Here is a 14,465-nt window from a genome sequence, read left to right on the forward strand (position 1 = left end):
AGGAGACCCATGGCCACCGCATGGAGTTGTACGAGAGTTCATTACGATTCGGACTACCATTCGGGCATGGCGAAGAAGCTCGTGATCAAGGTGACGGCGGGGGCCGATGCCCCGGAGCGCTGCTCACAGGCGTTCACCGTCGCGGCCGTGGCCGTGGCCAGTGGCGTCGACGTCTCCCTCTGGCTGACCGGCGAGTCCTCGTGGTTCGCGCTGCCGGGCCGCGCCGCCGAGTTCGAGCTTCCGCACGCGGCGCCGCTGCCCGACCTGATCGACTCGATCCTGGCGGCCGGGCGCATCACCCTGTGCACGCAGTGCGCGGCCCGGCGCGAGATCACGGAGAAGGACGTCCTGGAGGGCGTACGCATCGCGGGCGCGCAGGTGTTCGTGCAGGAGGCGATGGGGGACGAGACGCAGGCGCTCGTCTACTGAGCCGCCCGGCCGCTCGCCTCCTGAGTCGCCTGACGCGTGTGACGCCGCAGGCGCTTGGGATGTTTCTCATGCACGTGCACCCAGAGGCAGAACGGGTGCCCCGCCGGGTCGAGGAAGACCCGTACGTGCTCCTGGGGCTGGTACTCGGCGAGCCTGGCTCCCTCGGAGAGGGCACGCGCAGTCTCGTCGGCCAGGTTGTCGACCTCGATGTCGAGGTGCAGCATCATCCGCTGCTCGCCGGGGCCCGCGGGCCACACGGGCGGCGTGTAGAGCCGCTCGGTCTCGAAGGCGAGCGCGGTGCCGCCGTACGGCGGGCCGATGAGCACCCAGTCCCGTTCCTCCGCGCGCACCACATACCCGAGCAACCGCATGTAGAAGTCGGCCAGCGCATGCGCGTCGGGCGCGTCGAACACCACGGTGGACAATCTCGTACGCGACATATGCGCCTTTCTCCAGCCGCCCCCATGCCGTCTGCCGGCCCGCCGCCCTCTACTGCCGCCGTTTCTTGCCGTCCAGCTCGTCCCACCACTCGTCGGACTTGGGGTCACCGGACGGGTCGTCCCACCACCGGTCCTCCGGCCCGCGCCGATTGGCCACCATCGCGGCCAGCGGCGGAATCACCATGGCGACCACACACATCCCGACGGCCACGGGGATCGACCAGAGCCGCACCACTCCCCAGGCCAGGACGAAGAGCCCGATGCACGTCCCCATCATGGCGAAGTACACGTGACGCCGTCGTGCGTACATACACCCAGCGTAGGCCCGCGAAAGCCGTACGACGCAGCCCGCGAAGTCCAAAAGGGGGCACCCCCGCAGGCACACCGGGCCCCCCGCCCGACGGAGTCCGGCGGGGGGGCCCGAAGGCTGCGAAGCAGTGCGCCGCCGGCGCACGGGCGGGAAAGTGCGTCGGCACAGGCGCGGGCAAGCCGAAGGGCCGCACCCCGATCCGGTAAGCGTCCAACCCCCGGGGGTGCGGCCCTTCAGCCGTTCAGGTGACTGCCGTCAGGGACGGCGGTCCGCCTCTCAGACGGCGATCGCGACCTCGGCGAGGCCGCCCGTCTGGGCGACGACCGTGCGGTCGGCGGTGCCGCCGGGCACCAGGGCCCGCACGGTCCACGTGCCCTCGGCCGCGTAGAAGCGGAACTGTCCGGTGGCCGAGGTCGGGACCTCGGCGGTGAACTCGCCGGTCGAGTCCAGGAGGCGGACGTAACCCGTGACCGGCTCGCCGTCGCGGGTCACCTGCCCCTGGATCGTGGTCTCACCGGGCTTGATCGTCGAGGCGTCGGGGCCGCCGGCCTTCGCTCCACACATATTTCGATTCCGTCCTTCAGGCCTTGAGGGTTACTTGTTGGCGCCGAGCTCGATCGGGACGCCGACCAGGGAGCCGTACTCGGTCCAGGAGCCGTCGTAGTTCTTGACGTTCTCCACACCGAGCAGCTCGTGCAGCACGAACCAGGTGAGCGCGGAACGCTCACCGATACGGCAGTACGCGATGGTGTCCTTGGCGAGGTCGACCTGCTCCTCGGCGTAGAGCTCCTTGAGCTCGTCGTCCGACTTGAAGGTGCCGTCGTCGTTGGCGTTCTTCGACCACGGGATGTTGCGGGCGGTCGGGACGTGGCCCGGACGCTGCGACTGCTCCTGCGGCAGGTGGGCCGGGGCGAGCAGCTTGCCGCTGAACTCGTCGGGCGAACGCACGTCGACCAGGTTCTGCGAGCCGATCGCGGCGACGACGTCGTCACGGAAGGCGCGGATCGCGGTGTTCTGGGCCTTGGCCTTGTACTCGGTGGCGGCGCGGTCGGGCAGCTGCGAGCCGTCGACCAGGTCGCGGGAGTCGAGCTCCCACTTCTTGCGGCCGCCGTCGAGGAGCTTCACGTTCTCGTGGCCGTAGAGCTTGAAGTACCAGTAGGCGTACGAGGCGAACCAGTTGTTGTTGCCGCCGTAGAGGACGACGAGGGTGTCGTTGCCGATGCCCTTCGACGAGAGGAGCTTCTCGAAGCCCTCCTGGTCGATGAAGTCACGGCGGACCGGGTCCTGGAGGTCCTTGGTCCAGTCGATCCGGATGGCGTTCTTGATGTGGTTCTTCTCGTACGCGGACGTGTCCTCGTCGACCTCGACGATGGCCACGCTCGGGTCGTCCAGGTGGTCCTGGACCCAGTCGGCGTCTACCAGGACGTCGCTGCGGCTCATGCTCGTTCTCCTCCGGGGCAGTTGCGGCGGGGCGGTGCGTTAGAGAGGGGTGCGCGGTCATGCCGGAAAGGGCTGCGTGGCGCAAGGGTGGCCCGGACAAGAGAGGTCCAGGGGCCCGGCTCGCGGAAGTACGAACGCTTCCGCTCAGAAGGTGCGACAGAGCATGGCGGCGACGCGGCACAGGTCTACTGCCCGCCGCTTCGTGAGATCCGCCTGTCGCTTCATGGGTCCGATCGTAGGGACGGACAGGCAGGCATGTCACCGGTGTGTCGGATATTGAGACGCGATCGTCCGTGATGTGGGATGCGATCAGCGCCGAGGCCGTGCCCGCCCGGTTCCCTCGCCGCTTTTTCCGTCGTCACACCGACAGCGCATCTGCGGTACGGACGAGGCCGTCTCGCTCTTCGGACAACCGGCCCTGCGCGGGCCCCACCGGCCCGTGCCGAGGCCTACCCGACCAGCTTGACGTCCGAACCCTTCACCGAGATGTCGACGCCGCTCTTCGCCGCCTCGACCTTGTCGAGCTGGATGCCGCCGGGCAGTTCGTCGATCTTCTGCTGGAAGTCGGTGATCGCCCGGATCCGGCCCTCGGCGAGTTCGACGCCCAGCTTGGGCAGGGAGTCGGCATGCACCTTCACCGTGTCGCCCGAGACGCTGACGGAGCTGAGCACGGAGACCGGCTGAGGCAGCTTGTGGCCGAGGACGGTGGCCTCGACCGTGACCTTGATCTTGCCGTTGCCCCCGTCGGAGAGGCCGATCACCCGCGCGGTGACACCGGAGGCGACCTGGGTGGGCTCGGCCCTGGCGGCCTTCAGCAGCTCGTCGTACGAGATGGAGGCGGTGCCGGTGGCGCTGTTCGCGGTGGCGGAGCTGTAGTCGCCGTTGAAGACGACGCCGTGCATCTCGGCGCTGAGGTCGTCGATGCGGATCGTGGAGGCTGCGGAGCTCGTGCCGCCCGTCGAGGCCTCGTAGTTCTTGATGCCGATCTTCACGTCGTCGAGCTCGCCGCCGGCGACCTGGGTGAGGAAGGGGAATCCCTCGATGGACACGTCGGGGGTGCTGGCCAGCCCCTCGGTGTTCTTGATCCGGTCAGCCGCCTTGTCCTCCGCGAACCCGACCGCCACCCGGTCCGCGATGACGAACAGGCCGCCCAGGATGACGGCGACGATCAGGATTATTCGCAGTGCGCGCATGCTCGGTGTTTCCCCCACCTCGGCAGACCCGGTCTCAACGACCGAGTGGCCGTCGATCGCGAGCCTAACCCCGAAGGGCCCCCGTGCTGGGCGCCCTTCGGGCTGCTTGTCGATCAGCTGTGACGAACCGCGCCGCTACCCGAGCGCGCGGCCCAGCAGGTAGACCGCCGGGGCCGCGGCGGCCAGCGGAAGGGCCACGCCCGCGGTGAAGTGGACGAAACGGGAAGGGTAGTCGTAGCTCGCGACCCGGTGGCCGATCAGCGCGCAGACGCCCGCGCCGAGGCCCAGGAAGGCGCCCTGCGAGCCCAGGTCGGTCATCCCGCCGACGGCGACACCGGCGCCCGCGGCGGCCAGCAGCGCGACCACCACGGAGGCCGCCGTGGGCAGCGGCAGCGCACGGGCGAGGATCGCCACGGCGACGGCGGCCGCGCCCACCGTGACGGCGTCCGGCTCCGCCGCGAGGTGCCCGGCCGCGACGATGGCCAGCGCCGCCGAGGCGACGGTCGCCATCAGGCCGTACATCCGGGTGTCCGGGTCGGCGTGGCTGCGCAGTTGCAGGACGAGGGTGAGCAGGACCCATACGCCGAGGGTGCCGAGGATCGCGGCGGGCGCGTTCGCCCGGCCGGTCGCGAGCAGCGCCACGTCCGCGGTCACGGCGCCCAGGAACGCCAGCGCGATGCCCTGCCGTGCGGGCCACATCCCGTTCAGCCGGAACCATCCCGCCGCCGTGACGGCCTGCAGCAGCACGAGGGGTACGACGAGCGCGTACTCCCCGATCGCCGCCGCACCGGACAGCAGCAGCCCCAGCCCCGCCGTGAGCACGGCCGGCTGCATCCCGGGCTCGATGATCGGCGACCGCCCTTCGGCACGGGCACGCTGGGCGTCGGTGATGCGGGGGTTGCCGGTGATGGTCGGGGGCCCGTAGTCAGTAACGGCTTCCTGGTTCTGGCTCTGAGCCGTCGTCCCTCCCCCAGTGGCTGAGGGACCTGGGGGGACCCCCAGGCCGGACGGGTGGGCAAAGCCACCAGCGCCGGCCGCCGTGTAGGCAGAGGGATCGTACGGGGGCGTCCATTCGGGGGACGGCGCCTCCGGCGGCAGGGGCTGGGCGTAGGTGCCGTAGGCAGGCGGCTCGTTGTACCCCTGCTGAGGCAGATACGCCGTGTCCGCCGCCGACACCGGGGTCTGCGCCTGGGTCTCCCAGGTCTGGCCCTCCCACTGCTGGGTGTACTGCTGCCACTCGGGCTGCGGCTGCTGGTAAGGGTCGTACCCCTCGTAGGGGCCTTGGCCCTGGCCCTGGCCCTCGTACGGCTGGTTGCTCATCGTCTCGCTCACCCTCCTGCGAACGGCGGGAGCACCTCGACCGTGCCGCCCTCGGCCAGCCGTACCGTCTCATGCCCGCGAGTCCCCACGGGGTCACCGTCGATGAGGAACGAGCATCGCCGCAGGACGCGGACGAGTTCGCCGGGGTGTCGCTCGCGGGCCGTGTCGAGTGCCTCGGCGAGCGTGCTCGCGTCGTACGGCTCCTCGGCGACGCCTGCCGCGGCCTTGGCGGCGGCCCAGTAACGCACCGTGCCCTTTGCCATCTCGTTCCTCAATCAGCGATCTGAAAGTCTGCGGTTTCCGTGAACACCGTCAGGCTAGCCCGCGTGTGCGACCGCCCAGCCCCCGATACGGGCGAGCAGTTCGTCGTCGGCGGCGTTCTCGGCGTGGCCCATGCCCTGCTCCAGCCACAGTTCGGCGTGGCCGCCGGACGCCTCGGCCAGCATCCGCGGATGGTCGACGGGGAAGTAGCCGTCCTGGTCGCCGTGGACGATGAGGAGCGGGGCGGGCGCGATACGCGGGACGCACTCGACCGGCGACTCCGGGACCGGGTCCCACTCGCGGTGGTGGATACGGGTGCGCAGGCCGACCCGGCCCACGAACCGGCCCTCCGGGCGGGTTACCAGCCAGTGGACCCGCCGCATAGGGGCCGTGCCCCGGTAGTACCAGCGAGACGGTGCGCTCACCGAAACCACCGCGTCCGTTCGCGCCTCCGTGCGCCCCTCGTGCTCCCGGACGGGCGCCTGGCCCTCCGTCCCGTACAGCGCCGCGTGCCGCAGCACCACCGAGCCGCCCATCGAGAACCCGACGGTGGCGACCCGCGGGTGCCCCAGCTCCCGCGCCCACGCCACCGCGGCCGCCAGGTCGTGCACCTCCCGGTCGCCGACCGTCGAGCGGCCGCCGGAAGCCCCGTGACCACGGAAGGAGAAGGTGACCACCGCCGCGTTCCGCCTCAGGACACCCGCCGCGCGGCGCACGTGCGGGCGGTCCAGGTCGCCCGTGAAACCGTGCGCGACAACGATCGCGAGGTCACCAGAAGGCCGCGTTCCAGGGGCGTACGCCGCATCGATCGTCACCCCGTCGACCGTGCGCAGAAACCTCCGCAACGGGGTGTGCAGTGCTGTCTCAAGGTGTGGACTATTGGAAGATCGCGTCACATGACCTGCCGTGCCTGAGCTCATGTGGGCTATTCTGCTGGGAAGAGGACTCGGGCAGCGAAGCCCCCGGGTCCTTTTGTGCTTTCGGAAGCGTTGTATACGAAGCGGGAAACCGCAGGTGTACAGGGCCTTGAAAGCACAGCGGATCCCAGGGGCGCGGGAGCCGCACGTACAGAGCAGTGCCGCAAACGTCCTCGCAGGGACCGAGGAGGAACCAGACGTTATGGGCGAGCGAACCGTGCACGAACGTAGGACGACCCAGGCAGGTGGGGCGCGATGAGTTCTCTGCTGCTCCTGACCAATGCCCTTCAGCCGTCGACGGAGGTGCTTCCCGCTCTCGGCCTGCTCCTGCACAACGTGCGAGTGGCTCCGGCGGAAGGCCCCGCCCTGGTCGACACCCCGGGTGCCGACGTCATCCTGATCGACGGGCGCCGTGATCTCCCGCAGGTCCGCAGCCTGTGCCAGCTGCTGCGCTCCACGGGCCCCGGCTGTCCCCTCATCCTCGTCGTCACCGAGGGCGGCCTCGCGGCCGTCACCGCCGACTGGGGCATCGACGACGTACTCCTGGACACGGCCGGTCCGGCCGAGGTCGAGGCCCGCCTCCGGCTCGCCATGGGCCGCCAGCAGATCGTCAACGACGACTCCCCGATGGAGATCCGCAACGGCGATCTCTCCGTGGACGAGGCGACGTACAGCGCCAAGCTCAAGGGCCGGGTCCTCGACCTGACCTTCAAGGAGTTCGAGCTCCTCAAATACCTCGCGCAGCACCCGGGCCGCGTCTTCACCCGCGCCCAGCTGCTCCAGGAGGTCTGGGGCTACGACTACTTCGGTGGCACGCGGACGGTCGACGTCCACGTACGACGACTGCGCGCGAAGCTCGGACCGGAGCACGAGTCGCTCATCGGAACCGTACGGAACGTCGGTTATCGATTCGTTACTCCCGAGAAGGTGGACCGCGCCGCGGACGGGGCGAGGGCCAAGGCGGCCCAGCCAAAGCCGGATGATGCGGACGAGACGGCGCACCTGGACGCGGTCGACGCGGTGGAGGCCGCAGCGGAGGAGCAGGAAGCCGCCGTACGCCCTGCCCAGAGGTAGGTCCATCCGCGTAGACTCCGCGCGTGGCCAAGGTGACTAGGGATGATGTGGCGCGGCTGGCGGGTACTTCCACCGCCGTCGTCAGCTATGTCATCAACAACGGACCGAGGCCGGTTGCCCCGGCCACGCGCGAGCGCGTTCTCGCCGCGATCAAGGAGCTGGGGTACCGGCCCGACCGGGTCGCCCAGGCCATGGCGTCGCGGCGGACCGAGCTCATAGGCCTGATCATCCCGGATGCGCGCCAGCCGTTCTTCGGCGAGATGGCTCACGCGGTCGAGCAGGCCGCCGCCGAGCGCGGGAAAATGGTGCTCGTCGGCAACACCGACTACATCGCCGAGCGCGAGGTCCACTATCTGCGGGCCTTCCTCGGCATGCGGGTCTCCGGGCTGATCCTGGTCAGCCACGCGCTGAACGACCACGCGGCCGCCGAGATCGACGCCTGGGACGCACGCGTCGTGCTGCTGCACGAGCGGCCCGAGGCGATCGACGATGTCGCGGTCGTCACGGACGACCTCGGTGGCGCCCAGCTCGCCGTCCGCCACCTCCTGGAGCACGGCTACGAGTACGTCGCCTGTCTCGGCGGTACCGCGGAGACGCCCGCCGTCGGCGACCCGGTCTCCGATCACGTCGAGGGCTGGCGGCGCGCGATGCAGGAGGCCGGGATCTCCACGGAGGGGCGCCTTTTCGAGGCGCCGTACAACCGCTACGACGCGTATCAGGTCGCCCTGGGGCTGCTGGCCGGGCCGGATCGGCCGCCGGCCATTTTCTGCTCCACGGACGACCAGGCGATCGGTCTGCTGCGGGCCGCGCGCGAGCTGCGCATCGACGTGCCCGGGGAGCTGGCCGTCGCCGGCTTCGACGACGTCAAGGAAGCCGCGCTGACGGACCCGCCTTTGACAACGATTGCCTCGGACCGGTCCGCCATGGCCCGCGCCGCGGTCGACCTCGTGCTCGATGACGGGTTGCGGGTCGCCGGGTCCCGGCGGGAGCGGTTGAAGCTGTTTCCGTCCCGGTTGGTTGTGCGGCGGTCTTGCGGTTGTGAGTAGCCACGGGCCCGATGTGATTGCTCGCGCCCACGCGGCGGAGCCGCGTTTGTCACAGCCCCGCGCCCCTGAAAGGGGGCGCCCCGGCCCCACAGGATTGCGGGGCCGGGGCGTTTTGGAATGGCCTAGAACAGCAGGTTGTACTGGTTGAAGCCGGTGCCCAGGCTCTTCCGTGAGCCGAAGAGGCTGCTGGACGCCTTGTTCGTGCCCGGGTAGAGCCAGAGCGTGCCGCCGGAGTCGCGGGTGATGACGTCGGCGATGCCGTCGCCCGTCACGTCGCCGTTGGAGACGTACGAGGTGAAGTTCCAGCCCGTACGCGCCTGGATCCGTGCCGACCAGGGGGTGTGCTCCTGCTGGGTGCCCCGGTAGAGGTACAGGACGCCGGAGCTGTTGCGGACCAGCAGGTCGGCGCGGCCGTCACCGGACAGGTCGCCGTGGCCGAAGATCTTGACGTTCTTCCAGGCCCTGTCGACGACCTTGACGCGGCCGTAGAACTGGCCGTTGCCCTTGCCCGGGTAGAGGTAGACCGAACCGTCGGAGTCCACCGCGACGAGGTCGGGGCGGGCGTCACCGGTCATGTCACCGGGGATGGCGTACGACTTGTAGCCGCCCCACACCGAGCTGATCTGCATCCACTCGAACTCACCGCTGGAGTGGTTCAGGTAGCTGCGGTACAGCTTGCCGTCGCCCTTGTCGCGGACGATCAGGTCCTGGTAGAAGTCCCGGTCCAGGTCGGCCTGCAGGCCCCAGCTCATGCCCTGCCAGCCGGTGCCCTGGAAGGCGCGCTGGGCGAGCGAGGTGCCCTTGCTGTCCTGCTCGAAGAGGCCGCCGGAGGGCGTACGGGCCAGAATGTCGGCCTTGCCGTCGAAGGACAGGTCGGTGTCGTCGATGCGCGGCTGGGCCGCCCAGGTGTACGAGGACACCTTGGTGAAGACCGGGTAGGCGCCCTTGGCCGTGCAGCCCGAGACACCCCACGAAACGATGCCGACGACCTTGCCGCCGACGATCACCGGACCGCCGGAGTCACCGTTGCAGGGGCTCTTGGTGCCCTCGTCGGTGCCGGTGGCCGGGGTGCCCGCGCAGAACATCGAGCCCTCGATGAAGTCGTCCTCACCGAGGACCGTCTGCATCGCGGAGTTGCAGGTGGCGTCGGACTGCACCGGCAGGTCGACCTTGCGCAGCGTGGCCGACAGGTCGGCGCCCTCGGCACCGGAGGTCAGGCCCCAGCCGTAGACGGTGGCGGTCTTGCCCGCGGCGTACGACGCGGAGTCGCCCGCGGCCACCAGGCGCGTCCACTGCTGCTCCAGCGGGCGGTCCAGGGTGAGGACCGCGATGTCGTTCTGGATGGTCGTGGAGTTGTAGTGCGGGTGGTTCCACTGGCGCCAGACGCCCGCGACGGTGCCGTTGGTGTCGTCCAACAGGCCGGCGGTGCCGGCCACGACGGCGCCGTTCTTCACCCAGTCCAGGCCCGCGACGCAGTGGGCCGCCGTCAGGACCTTGTTCGGGGCGACGAGGGTGCCGCCGCAGAAGTAGCCCGCGCCGGTCGTGTCGTCGTAGTAGGAGAGCTGGACCATCCACGGGGCGGAGGAGATCGTCGTCTCGCTGCCGCCGATGATGAAGGGGGTCTTCTTGGGGGTCGTCTCCGGGGTCGCCTGGTCCTTGGCGGCCTCGATGACCCGGTCGCGCAGTTCCTTGTCGGACGCGGTCGGCGCGGGGTTCGCCGACTGGGCGACGCTCGCGTCGGGAAGTCCGGACGGGTCGTCCGCCGCGGCCGCGGGCTGCGCCGCGAGGGCGCCGGCGCAGGTCAGCGCCAGCGCGAGGGCGGCCGTCGGCAACGCCGTGACGGGGCGTCTCAGGCGGCCGCGCAGGGCACGTATCACTCAGGGCTCCTGGGGTGCGTGTGGTGTCGTTCCGTGTCGTAAGAGGCCCGAGAAGGGCGTACGACGCACCCGCCCGATCGACGACAGCAATCGCTTGCACACGCGTGTGCATGCTCGCCATCGTTTGCATCGATTCAGGCGTAACCGCGGAGCCCCCCTCCGGCGCGGAGATCGTAGGCCTCACGCGCCCCCGTACACACGGGCTTCACAGCAGGCAGACAAGTGTTCGCCCGCCGCGTTCCCCGCCATCACCCCACCGCAACCCTCTGTTTCCCCGGGCCCGAGCGCCTTTATATCGGGCATACGAGGTTCTGTCGGGCTTCTCAGCGGGCACTCAGGGAGCTCTCATGATCGGGGGACAAGCTGTTTTCCATGACCGAGAGCTTCCGCCGCAGCGGCGAGTACGAGCACCCCCAGCAGGGCGGCCAGTCCGGGTACGTCCAGGGCGACGGCCAGCAGCCCGCGTACCCCCAGCAGCAGCACGCCTCCTCTCCCGTGAATCCCGAGTGGCCTCCCCCTCCGGCGTACCAGCCGGTCGCGCCGGTCGCCGTCCAGCCGGGTACCACCGTGTGGCCGGGCTCCGGTCAGGGTGGCAACGGCGGCGAGGGCCATGACGGCGGTGGCCACGGGGGTTACCCCGAGCCGGACGCCGGCTCGACCGCGGTGCTCGCCGCGGCCCCAGTCCAGGGGGAGGCACCCGCCCACGCTCCCGCCAAGAAGCGCGCGAAGGGCCCGCTGGCCCTCCTCGCCGCCGTGGCGATAGTCGCCGCGGCCATCGGAGGCGGTACGGCGTACGGCATCCAGGAGCTGACCGGCAAGCACACCACGTCGAGCAGCACCAGCACGAACGTGGTGCCGGCGGCGAAGAAGGGCACCGTCGCCGGGGTCGCCCAGGCGGCCAGCCCGAGCATCGTCGAGATCAGCGCGACCTCGAACGCGGGCTCGTCCACCGGCTCGGGCGTGATCATCTCGTCGAGCGGCGAGATCATCACCAACAACCACGTCGTCTCGGGCGCCTCCGAGATCAAGGTGCAGCTGAGCAACGGCAAGTCGTACACCGCGAAGGTCGTCGGCACCGACAGCAAGAAGGACCTCGCCCTGATCAAGCTGGAGAACGCGCCCTCCGGCCTGAAGGTCGCCACGCTCGGCAACTCCGACGGCGTGCAGGTCGGCGACGACGTCGTCGCGATCGGCTCCCCCGAGGGTCTGACCGGCACCGTCACCAGTGGCATCGTCTCGGCCCTGAACCGTGACGTGACCGTCTCGACGGACGAGAGCCAGGGCCGGCAGCAACAGCAGGGCGGCGACGGCCGGTGGCCGTTCTCCTTCGGCGGCCAGCAGTTCAACGGCGACACCGGTTCGTCCACCACGACGTACAAGGCCATCCAGACCGACGCCTCGCTGAACCCGGGCAACTCCGGCGGCGCGCTGATCGACATGAACGGCAACATCATCGGCATCAACTCCGCGATGTACTCGGCCGCTTCAGACTCGTCCTCGTCCTCGTCGAGCGCCGGCAGCGTCGGCCTCGGCTTCGCCATCCCGATCAACACCGTGAAGTCCGACCTGGCCTCTCTGCGGGCCGGCGGCTCCGACAGCTGACACCTGGAGGTTCACATGATCACGCGCGTCTCCCACATCATCGCCGACAGCGACCCGGCCGGTTTCATCCTGGCCCTGGAAGTGGCACACGAACTGCACGCCCCTACGGCACGGGCGCCCGAGGTGGCGGTCCCGCAGCTGATGGGACTGCGTATGTCCGCCGAGCGCCCCCACCGCCGCAAGATCCCGCTGCGCCGGCTCACCACGCTGAGCACGCTGTCGGCCTGAGCCGGTCCATCCCCGGCCGAGCCGATCACTCTCCGGCTGAGCCTCTCCGCCCCCGCCCTCGAACGTGCGAGGCTGAAAGGCGTCAGCCCCACCGTCCCACCGCACCCGAGGAACCCCCGCCCATGAGCCCCGCCGATGGCGACCGTGAACCCCAGCGCATCCTGATCGTCGACGACGAGCCGGCCGTGCGCGAAGCACTCCAACGCAGCCTCGCCTTCGAGGGGTACGACACCGAGGTCGCGGTCGACGGCGCGGACGCGCTGGAGAAGGCCACGGCCTACCAGCCCGACCTGGTCGTCCTGGACATCCAGATGCCCCGCATGGACGGCCTGACGGCGGCCCGCCGGATGCGCGGCGCGGGCACGACCACGCCGATCCTGATGCTCACCGCCCGCGACACCGTGGGCGACCGCGTCACCGGCCTGGACGCCGGCGCCGACGACTACCTCGTCAAGCCCTTCGAACTCGACGAGCTCTTCGCCCGCGTCCGGGCCCTGCTGCGGCGCAGTTCCTACGCCGCCGCGGCGGTCGGCACGCAGGAGGACGACGCGCTCATCTTCGGCGACCTCCGCATGGACCTGGCGACCCGCGAGGTCACGCGGGCCGGACGCCCCGTGGAGCTGACCCGCACGGAATTCACCCTCCTGGAGATGTTCCTGGCCCACCCGCGCCAGGTCCTCACCCGCGAGCAGATCCTCAAGGCGGTCTGGGGCTTCGACTTCGAGCCCTCCTCCAACTCCCTCGACGTGTACGTCATGTACCTGCGCCGCAAGACCGAGGCGGGCGGCGAGCCGCGCCTCGTCCACACGGTGCGGGGCGTGGGGTACGTGCTGCGCTCGGGCGGCGCGGAGTGATCCGCAGGTTCAGGTCACTGCCGCTGCGGTCGCGACTGGCGTTGCTCGTCGCCGCGGCGGTGGCGTTCGCGGTGGCGGCCGTTTCGGTGACGTGCTGGTTCATCGTGCAGAAGAAGTTGTACGGCGAGGTCGACAACCAGTTGCAGTCACAGGCGGCCCACCCGCAGGGCGGCAAACTCCTCGACACCATCAACAATTGCGGCCAGTCGTCCGACCAGTCCGACGAATCGTCGACGGATCAGGGCGGCTTCCGTGCGGGGACCGAGTACTACCTGCAGGTCGTCAGGGCGAACGGCGAGTCCTGCGTCGCCTCGATGTCACCCGGCACGGTCGAGATCACCAGCAGTGACACCGACCTGGCCAAGCACCCGGACCACGGCTTTTTCCGCAATGGCACGGACACCGAGGGCAACCCCGTGCGGGTGCTGACGGTACCCCTGTTGATCAACGAACCCGGCGGCGGCTCCCCGACGGTGTTCCCCGATGCCGTGATCCAGTTCGCCCTTCCTCTCAAGGGCACCGACTCCACCCTCAACGACCTGGCCCTGCTCCTCCTCCTCGTCGGCGGCATCGGAGTAGTGGGCGCCGGAGCCGCGGGCCTCGCCGTGGCCCGCGCGGGCCTGCGGCCCGTGGACGAGCTCACCGAGGCCGTGGAACATGTGGCCCGCACCGAGGACCTCACCGTCCGTATCCCGGTGGAGGGCGACGACGAGATCGCACGCCTGTCCCAGTCCTTCAACTCGATGACCTCCGCGCTCGCGAACTCCCGTGACCTGCAGCAGCAGCTCATCGCCGACGCCGGTCATGAACTCCGTACGCCCCTCACCTCCCTCCGTACGAACATCGAACTCCTCAGCCGCAGCGAGGAAATGGGCCGCCCGATCCCCCCGGCCGACCGCAAGGCGCTGCTCGCCTCGGTCACCGCCCAGATGACCGAACTGGCCGCCCTGATCGGCGATCTGCAGACGCTGTCGCGGTCGGACGCGGGTCAGCCGGCGGACCGTGCCGAGGTGGTCGCGTTGCAGGACACCGTCGAGGCCGCCCTGCACCGGGCGCGGCTGCGCGGGCCGGAGCTGACGATCACGGCGGACGTGCAGCCCTGGTTCGTACGGGCGGAGCCGTCGGCCCTGGAGCGGGCGATCGTGAACATCCTGGACAACGCGGTGAAGTTCAGCCCCGAGGGCGGCACGGTCGACGTCGTGCTCAAGGACGGCGAACTCACCGTCCGCGACCGCGGCCCCGGCATCCCCAGCGAGGAACTCCCCCACGTCTTCGACCGCTTCTGGCGGTCGCCGAGCGCCCGCGCCCTGCCCGGCTCCGGCCTCGGCCTGTCCATCGTCGCGCGCACGGTGCAGCAGTCGGGCGGCGAGGTGTCCCTGACCCCCGCCGCGGGCGGCGGCACGGTGGTGACGCTCCGCCTGCCTGGCGCGCCGACCCCGCCGCCCGAGACGCCGTAGCGGACCCCTTCCCGGCC

At 70.2% G+C, this 14,465-nt stretch carries 17 protein-coding genes; 7 read left to right on the forward strand and 10 right to left on the reverse strand.

Annotated features, from left to right (window positions below; all coding sequences use genetic code 11):
• Nucleotides 1-66 precede the first annotated feature (66 nt).
• Entirely contained in the window at nucleotides 67-429 is a 363-nt protein-coding gene (locus tag ACZ4RZ_RS34330) for a DsrE family protein (protein ID WP_369247536.1), read from the forward strand.
• On the opposite strand, the gene ACZ4RZ_RS34335 is transcribed toward ACZ4RZ_RS34330, so the two are convergent.
• The 9 genes from ACZ4RZ_RS34335 to ACZ4RZ_RS34375 all read right to left on the reverse strand — a co-directional run bounded on the left by ACZ4RZ_RS34335 (nucleotide 423) and on the right by ACZ4RZ_RS34375 (nucleotide 6,313).
• A complete protein-coding gene (locus ACZ4RZ_RS34335; protein ID WP_467750664.1) occupies nucleotides 423-869 on the reverse strand; it encodes a VOC family protein in 447 nt (148 codons plus the stop codon). The genes ACZ4RZ_RS34330 and ACZ4RZ_RS34335 overlap by 7 nt on opposite strands.
• A 49-nt stretch (nucleotides 870-918) precedes the next feature.
• The gene (locus ACZ4RZ_RS34340) at nucleotides 919-1,179 is read right to left on the reverse strand and encodes a DUF3099 domain-containing protein (protein ID WP_369247538.1); all 261 of its coding nucleotides are present in this window, start codon (nucleotides 1,177-1,179) and stop codon (nucleotides 919-921) included.
• 276 nt (nucleotides 1,180-1,455) lie between these two features.
• The gene (locus tag ACZ4RZ_RS34345; RefSeq protein WP_054232391.1) at nucleotides 1,456-1,743 is read right to left on the reverse strand and encodes a DUF1416 domain-containing protein; all 288 of its coding nucleotides are present in this window, start codon (nucleotides 1,741-1,743) and stop codon (nucleotides 1,456-1,458) included.
• Between the two features lie 30 nt (nucleotides 1,744-1,773).
• Nucleotides 1,774-2,619 carry a sulfurtransferase gene (locus ACZ4RZ_RS34350; protein ID WP_467750666.1) on the reverse strand — a complete coding sequence of 282 codons (846 nt, stop codon included), beginning with the start codon at nucleotides 2,617-2,619 and terminating at the stop codon, nucleotides 1,774-1,776.
• 144 nt (nucleotides 2,620-2,763) lie between these two features.
• Nucleotides 2,764-2,844, reverse strand: a complete 81-nt coding sequence (locus tag ACZ4RZ_RS34355) for a putative leader peptide (protein WP_350310325.1) — start codon at nucleotides 2,842-2,844, stop codon at nucleotides 2,764-2,766.
• A gap of 224 nt (nucleotides 2,845-3,068) precedes the next feature.
• The gene (locus ACZ4RZ_RS34360) at nucleotides 3,069-3,812 is read right to left on the reverse strand and encodes an LmeA family phospholipid-binding protein (protein WP_467750667.1); all 744 of its coding nucleotides are present in this window, start codon (nucleotides 3,810-3,812) and stop codon (nucleotides 3,069-3,071) included.
• A gap of 135 nt (nucleotides 3,813-3,947) precedes the next feature.
• The gene (locus ACZ4RZ_RS34365; RefSeq protein ID WP_467750668.1) at nucleotides 3,948-5,132 is read right to left on the reverse strand and encodes a hypothetical protein; all 1,185 of its coding nucleotides are present in this window, start codon (nucleotides 5,130-5,132) and stop codon (nucleotides 3,948-3,950) included.
• Between the two features lie 8 nt (nucleotides 5,133-5,140).
• Nucleotides 5,141-5,395 (reverse strand): MoaD/ThiS family protein, encoded by a 255-nt coding sequence (locus ACZ4RZ_RS34370; RefSeq protein WP_467750669.1) that lies wholly within the window; start codon nucleotides 5,393-5,395, stop codon nucleotides 5,141-5,143.
• Nucleotides 5,396-5,449: 54 nt separating this feature from the next.
• Entirely contained in the window at nucleotides 5,450-6,313 is an 864-nt protein-coding gene (locus ACZ4RZ_RS34375; protein ID WP_467750671.1) for an alpha/beta hydrolase, read from the reverse strand.
• A 252-nt stretch (nucleotides 6,314-6,565) separates the two neighbouring features.
• Here ACZ4RZ_RS34375 and ACZ4RZ_RS34380 point away from each other — a divergent pair, with 252 nt between their 5' ends.
• The gene (locus tag ACZ4RZ_RS34380; RefSeq protein WP_467750673.1) at nucleotides 6,566-7,384 is read left to right on the forward strand and encodes a response regulator transcription factor; all 819 of its coding nucleotides are present in this window, start codon (nucleotides 6,566-6,568) and stop codon (nucleotides 7,382-7,384) included.
• 23 nt (nucleotides 7,385-7,407) lie between these two features.
• On the forward strand, nucleotides 7,408-8,430 hold the full coding sequence (locus ACZ4RZ_RS34385; protein WP_369247544.1) for a LacI family DNA-binding transcriptional regulator: 1,023 nt from the start codon (nucleotides 7,408-7,410) through the stop codon (nucleotides 8,428-8,430).
• 122 nt (nucleotides 8,431-8,552) lie between these two features.
• Here ACZ4RZ_RS34385 and ACZ4RZ_RS34390 read toward each other — a convergent pair whose 3' ends face one another.
• The gene (locus tag ACZ4RZ_RS34390) at nucleotides 8,553-10,307 is read right to left on the reverse strand and encodes a trypsin-like serine protease (RefSeq protein ID WP_467750675.1); all 1,755 of its coding nucleotides are present in this window, start codon (nucleotides 10,305-10,307) and stop codon (nucleotides 8,553-8,555) included.
• Between the two features lie 372 nt (nucleotides 10,308-10,679).
• Here ACZ4RZ_RS34390 and ACZ4RZ_RS34395 point away from each other — a divergent pair, with 372 nt between their 5' ends.
• From ACZ4RZ_RS34395 to ACZ4RZ_RS34410, 4 genes are all read left to right on the forward strand, one after another.
• Nucleotides 10,680-11,909 (forward strand): S1C family serine protease, encoded by a 1,230-nt coding sequence (locus ACZ4RZ_RS34395; protein WP_467750677.1) that lies wholly within the window; start codon nucleotides 10,680-10,682, stop codon nucleotides 11,907-11,909.
• A gap of 15 nt (nucleotides 11,910-11,924) precedes the next feature.
• On the forward strand, nucleotides 11,925-12,137 hold the full coding sequence (locus ACZ4RZ_RS34400) for a hypothetical protein (RefSeq protein WP_467750679.1): 213 nt from the start codon (nucleotides 11,925-11,927) through the stop codon (nucleotides 12,135-12,137).
• 122 nt (nucleotides 12,138-12,259) lie between these two features.
• Nucleotides 12,260-12,991 (forward strand): response regulator transcription factor, encoded by a 732-nt coding sequence (locus tag ACZ4RZ_RS34405; RefSeq protein WP_467750681.1) that lies wholly within the window; start codon nucleotides 12,260-12,262, stop codon nucleotides 12,989-12,991.
• The gene (locus ACZ4RZ_RS34410) at nucleotides 12,988-14,448 is read left to right on the forward strand and encodes a HAMP domain-containing sensor histidine kinase (RefSeq protein WP_467750683.1); all 1,461 of its coding nucleotides are present in this window, start codon (nucleotides 12,988-12,990) and stop codon (nucleotides 14,446-14,448) included. Before ACZ4RZ_RS34405 ends, ACZ4RZ_RS34410 begins: the two co-directional genes overlap by 4 nt.
• The last annotated feature ends 17 nt before the right edge of the window (nucleotides 14,449-14,465 follow it).

This window comes from Streptomyces sp. NPDC027189 (assembly GCF_055566975.1).